Source organism: Okeania sp. SIO2F4 (assembly GCF_010672385.1).
Lineage (GTDB): Bacteria > Cyanobacteriota > Cyanobacteriia > Cyanobacteriales > Microcoleaceae > Trichodesmium.
This window is the reverse complement of the sequence record NZ_JAAHGT010000693.1, coordinates 1-5,196: the sequence shown is the minus strand read 5'-3', so window position 1 is coordinate 5,196 and position 5,196 is coordinate 1. Positions and strand designations below refer to the sequence as shown.

The following is a 5,196-nucleotide window of genomic DNA, read 5'->3' as shown; positions in this document are numbered from 1 at the left end:
GGTGTTTATGTAACTATCCACGGTCATTTTTATCAACCCCCCAGGGAAAACCCTTATCTAGATGCTATTGAACGTCAACCTAGTGCAGCTCCCTGCCATGACTGGAATGAACGCATTTTACATGAGTGCTATCGCCCCAATGCTTTTGCCCGCGTCTTAAATGACCGAGGAGAATTGGTGGGGATCACCAATAACTATGAATATCTTAGCTTCAATATCGGTCCCACTCTAATGAGTTGGTTGGAACGCCATGATATGGAAGTCTATCAAAAAATTATTGAGGCAGACCGGAAAAGTTGTCAACGACTCGATGGACATGGTAACGCGATCGCCCAAGCATACAACCATATCATCTTGCCCCTCGCCAACGAACGAGATAAATATACTCAAATTCGGTGGGGTAAAGAAGACTTCCGCTCCAGGTTTGGTCGGGACCCTGAAGGAATGTGGCTAGCAGAAACTGCCATAGACTATCCTACCCTGGAAGTTTTAGTTGCAGAAGGGATTCGCTTCATTATTTTAGCTCCTTCGCAAGCCGAACGTTGTCGTCCATTCTCTAGCTCAGATAACCCTGACCCAGAATGGATAGAAGTAGGTGGCAGTCAAATCGATCCCACCCGACCTTATCGTTGTTTCTTGCGGGGTAGCAATAGTGACAACTCCACAGAAACTCCATACATTGATATCTTTTTCTATGACGGTCCTATATCAAGAGATATGGGCTTTAATGATGTCCTCAATAGTTCTCATAACTTGGCCGGACGAATTGGCCAAGCAATACGGGGAGACCAACGCCCCTCCCAATTAATTGCTGTTGCCACTGATGGTGAAACATTCGGTCATCACAAAGGCGGTACAGAAAAATGTCTTGCCTATAGTTTCTTGGGAGAATTTCCTAATCGCAATTGGACAGTAACTAACTTTGCTCATTACCTCAGTATTAATCCTCCAACTTGGGAAGTCGCATTAAAACCAGTAACAGCATGGAGTTGTTGTCATGGCGTAGACCGTTGGCAAGATGATTGTGGTTGTGGTGGTGGTGGTACCTGGCATCAGAAATGGCGGAGACCATTACGGGATTCACTCAATTGGTTACGGGATCAATTTGTTGACATTTATGAAGACTTTGGTCGTCACTTCTTCAAGGATGTTTGGGCAGCACGAGATGAATACGTTAAAGTAATTTTAGATCGCTCCACTAAGAACATTAAAAACTTCTTGTCTAAGCATCAAACCCACGACCTTACAGAAGCTGAAAAAGTAGATGCTTTGCGTTTATTAGAAATGCAAAGACATTCTCTATTAATGTTTACAAGTTGTGGCTGGTTTTTTGATGAAATATCTCGACCAGAAGGTACTCAAATTCTGCGTTATGCTGCCAGAGCAATAGAATTAACAGGTGATGTAGCAGGGGTACAATTAGAGAAAGAATTTGTATCTAAACTTTCTTTTGCCCCTAGTAACGTAGATTTGTTCAAAACAGGTGATGAAGTTTATCGACAGTTAGTTGCCACAGCTCAAATTACTTTGGAACAAGTAGCAGCTCACTATGCGATTAATTCCTTATTTACTACTTATACTCGCGAACAACGAGTTTACTGCTACAACACTAAACAAAATGATTATCAAATGCGACGCATGGGTAATCTTAGTTTGGCAGTAGGTCAGCTACAATTAGCTTCAGAAATTACACTGGAGTGCAAAGAATTTGTTTTTGCTGTACTGCATTTAGGAGGATGGGATTTCCATTGCTGTATTCAACCATTTACAGGTCGTCGGGTTTATACGGAAATCAAAGAAAAGCTATTTGATGCTTTACAAGAAGGCAGTGTTGCTAATATAGTTATGAGTATGGCTGAGTTATTCGGAAAATCTTCATTTGGTCTAGGGGATCTGTTTGCCGAGGAACGTCAACGGATAATGGGTCTATTGAGTCAAGAAACTCTGAATCGCCTGGATCAATTGTATACTCAGGTGTACCGAGATAATTATAGCATAATGATGGCCTTCCGCCGAGATAATTTACCTGTACCCCAGGAGTTACAGGTAGCTGCTGAAGTGGCATTAGGTCATCGGTTATTAACAAGTGCGCGGACTTTAGAGGCAGAAAGTAGTGATGGAAAATTAAGTATCAGTCATTTGGCAGAGTTAGAAGCTCTTGCTAGTGAAGTCGGTCAGCAGCAATGTAGATTCTACAACCTGGAAGTTAAGGAATCTTTAGAAAGGTTAATTGTAAGCTGCATCAGACACATTTTGTATGATAACGAACCGGATAATTTGGAATTAGATATCCAAGGTTTAGAGCGACTTGTTGAAGTAGGAAATAAATTAAATTTAGGTTTGTCATTAATTGGCGCTCAGGAGATTTATTTCCAATCTCTGGAAAATCAAATTGTACCTCTTTGTTTGGGTTATATTCAAAAGCGAAATAATCCTCAGATGGAACAAAATTCAGGAGATATTGGAGTAGAAAAAACCTGGGAATTACCTCAAATTCGCAAATTATTACAATTGGGTAAGAAATTAGCAATTGATGTAGATCGGTGGTTGAATCAGTTGTATTAAAGAAGCACTAAGCGATCGGTACTCATTAGGAGTATTGGAAATCTATGGTGAATCTTGAAACAGTTAAGTGATAACTAATCTGTGTGTTGAAGTAATTCACCACACAGTTCCTCCATAATTTAAAGCAGTTTTGGAGTTGATGAGGTGCAAAGTTTTACGACTTTAGGGAATAGGGAATAGAAATTAGTATTAATCAGAAAATATGCTTAAATCTAGGCATTTATACTTTGTTTGGCGTCAACCAAAAAGGTATAAATGCCTAAATTATAGATCGCATTATTAAGTCCTGGTCATGTTATATAGCAATGAGCGCTCAGGTATTTACAACTTCCAGCTCAAAGTGCAGTCTAGAAAGGGTGTACAAAAAAATCATGTGTAAATATGCCAGCGCACATTGCTATAATATATTTTTGAATAAATGTCTAAATTAATTAACATCAAATATGGAACAACCAAAAGACACCCGGGTGAAAAAGCTAGATGTACCTTATTTTACTCAATTAGATAACGACAGGCATTATTTTGGAGCAGGAAGTCGCCAGGCAAATTTGACTTCTTGTGCTATGTTCTTAGCAGCTTTAAAGCCATGGTTAAGAGAAGAATCAAAGATTCGGAACTTCAAAGAATTTGAAAGTTATTATGGTGAAACATTAGCAATGTATGGTGACACCACAGACCATGACGCACAGACTAAAGCATTAAGAGATTTCGGAGTAGAAACTTATTTTTCTTATACACTCTCTCTTGATGATTTAATGCTTTGTCTAAAAGCTGGATATCCAGTACTTTTAGGAGTAGCTTATAAGAGTAGCACACACATGGTTGTAGCAACAGGCTTTGATTTGGATAAAGAGCAAATTTTTGTTCACGATCCTTATGGTGTTAGACATGGCGCTTCTAATTCTTATGACATAGGTGCTAATGGTGCGTACGATCCCTACAGTTTTGACACTTTGCAGCAAATATGGCTTGATATGGGCGCTGAGGCAGGATGGGGCAGAATTCCTGTTGCTGTAGATAATAAAAAGACTGGTTTGGCCTACAACCTCTAAAAATAATATTAGCCTGCTAAGGTGATTGATAGTTATTGAGTTATTACTGTTTGTTCTATCTGAAATAAAATTTATCCACCTGAAAACGGAGGTGGATAAATTTTTTGATTTATTGTTTGAGCAAAACTAGGATGCTAGCAAGTATTCTTTTCTAATACTTCAACAAAGGAAATTGGAATATCGCCAAAGATACTACCAAAACTAAAACAACGCTCCAGGGAGCAAAAACAAAGCTCAAAAATAGAGATATTAATGCCATCCCTGCCGTTACTACTTTGACAATTTCTTCAGTAGTATTTAGATACATATAAATAGCCAAGAAAGAGATGACAAGACTCATCAATGAAGTTGGAATCATCACAACTACCTCAAATAGTGGAGTAGTACGTTCCTTCGGGATAGATCCTTTACTAAAAACTTACCCAAGTAAAAACTAACAAGGTTTAAGCTTTTTATAGCACCTTATTAGATAGAGATATTTTTAGATAGGTTTTTATTTTTAGCTAATATTTCTACCCCTACTTCCGTCTTCCTCAAGGTTTTGGTTAATTAGCCTTGACGCTATGGGAAAGATGAACGATTAATTTTGTTTATTTTATCTAGAATAACGTTTTCTTGAACTATTGTCAAGAAAAATAAGTTTCTTTGTCCTAGACGATAAGTTGCTTTGGACATAGCTCGTCGTTGAGGTTTCGCCACGCTTAAGTAGAATATCTACTCTAAAATGCTGGAGTATATTCTCTATAAGGAATTCACTAAGTATGATTTTTTTGTCAACCAAATAAAACTGAATAAAACTGAACTTTTATGTGAATTTACGGATGAAAAATTCCTGAATAAAACTGAACTTTTTTGATTGTTTTTTCCGGGAATTATAATTATGCTTGTATTCACAAGGGAAAGAGAACAACCTCTTCCCAATCAAATAAAAAAACATGAGGAAACAAAACAATGGCAACCCGTAATCTTGACAGGATATCTAAGTATAGACTTCTTGTTGGTGACTTCATACTTGAGGTTAATGCAACAACAGACACTAAACAGGATCAGACCTACTATGTTAATGGTTCGGTTGTATGACATTGAGAATATTGTTGGTAGTGATGTAGGTAACGATGAGATTGGCGGAAATGATGACGCGAACAAGATTGTCGGTTGGGGTGGTGATGACACTATCTATGGTTATAAGAGAAATGATACCCTTCACGGTGGTTATGGCAAAGATACCATATATGGTAATATGGGTGACGATATTATCTGGGGTCAAGGTAACGTCAAGGTAACATCGACTATCTATCGGATCTTATTGGTGACGATTCGATTTGGGGTGCATGGGGAGACGATACTCTCTTAGGTGGTCATGATAATGATTATCTCAGCGGTGGTTCTAAAAACGATTATATCAATGGTGGTCATGACAACGATACTCTCGTAGGTGGTAATAACGCTGACACTATAGACACTATTCTTGACTTCAATAGCAATGAAGGAGACATGATTAAGATTGATATGTCTGGCTATGGTATCAGCAGTCTCAATAATGTCAGCTTTAATTCAGCTACAGGTGAGTTATCTGTTA

Annotated in this window: 5 protein-coding genes; 4 read left to right on the top strand and 1 reads right to left on the bottom strand. The window is 38.3% G+C overall.

Annotation, left to right across the window (positions count from 1 at the left end; genetic code table 11):
• Positions 1 to 2,565: DUF3536 domain-containing protein (locus F6K22_RS30630; RefSeq protein ID WP_293106926.1), on the top strand; the 2,565-nt coding region annotated here is incomplete at its 5' end.
• Between the two features lie 443 nt (positions 2,566 to 3,008).
• A complete protein-coding gene (locus tag F6K22_RS30625; protein WP_293106923.1) occupies positions 3,009 to 3,617 on the top strand; it encodes a C39 family peptidase in 609 nt (202 codons plus the stop codon).
• Between the two features lie 151 nt (positions 3,618 to 3,768).
• On the opposite strand, the gene F6K22_RS30620 is transcribed toward F6K22_RS30625, so the two are convergent.
• Entirely contained in the window at positions 3,769 to 3,975 is a 207-nt protein-coding gene (locus tag F6K22_RS30620) for a hypothetical protein (protein ID WP_293106921.1), read from the bottom strand.
• 522 nt (positions 3,976 to 4,497) lie between these two features.
• On the opposite strand from F6K22_RS30620, the gene F6K22_RS30615 reads away from it, so the two are divergent.
• Together F6K22_RS30615 and F6K22_RS42615 are read left to right on the top strand one after the other, a co-directional pair.
• Positions 4,498 to 4,971 (top strand): calcium-binding protein, encoded by a 474-nt coding sequence (locus F6K22_RS30615; RefSeq protein ID WP_293106918.1) that lies wholly within the window; start codon positions 4,498 to 4,500, stop codon positions 4,969 to 4,971.
• Positions 4,902 to 5,196: calcium-binding protein (locus F6K22_RS42615; RefSeq protein WP_375340211.1), on the top strand; the 295-nt coding region annotated here is incomplete at its 3' end. The genes F6K22_RS30615 and F6K22_RS42615, both read left to right, overlap by 70 nt.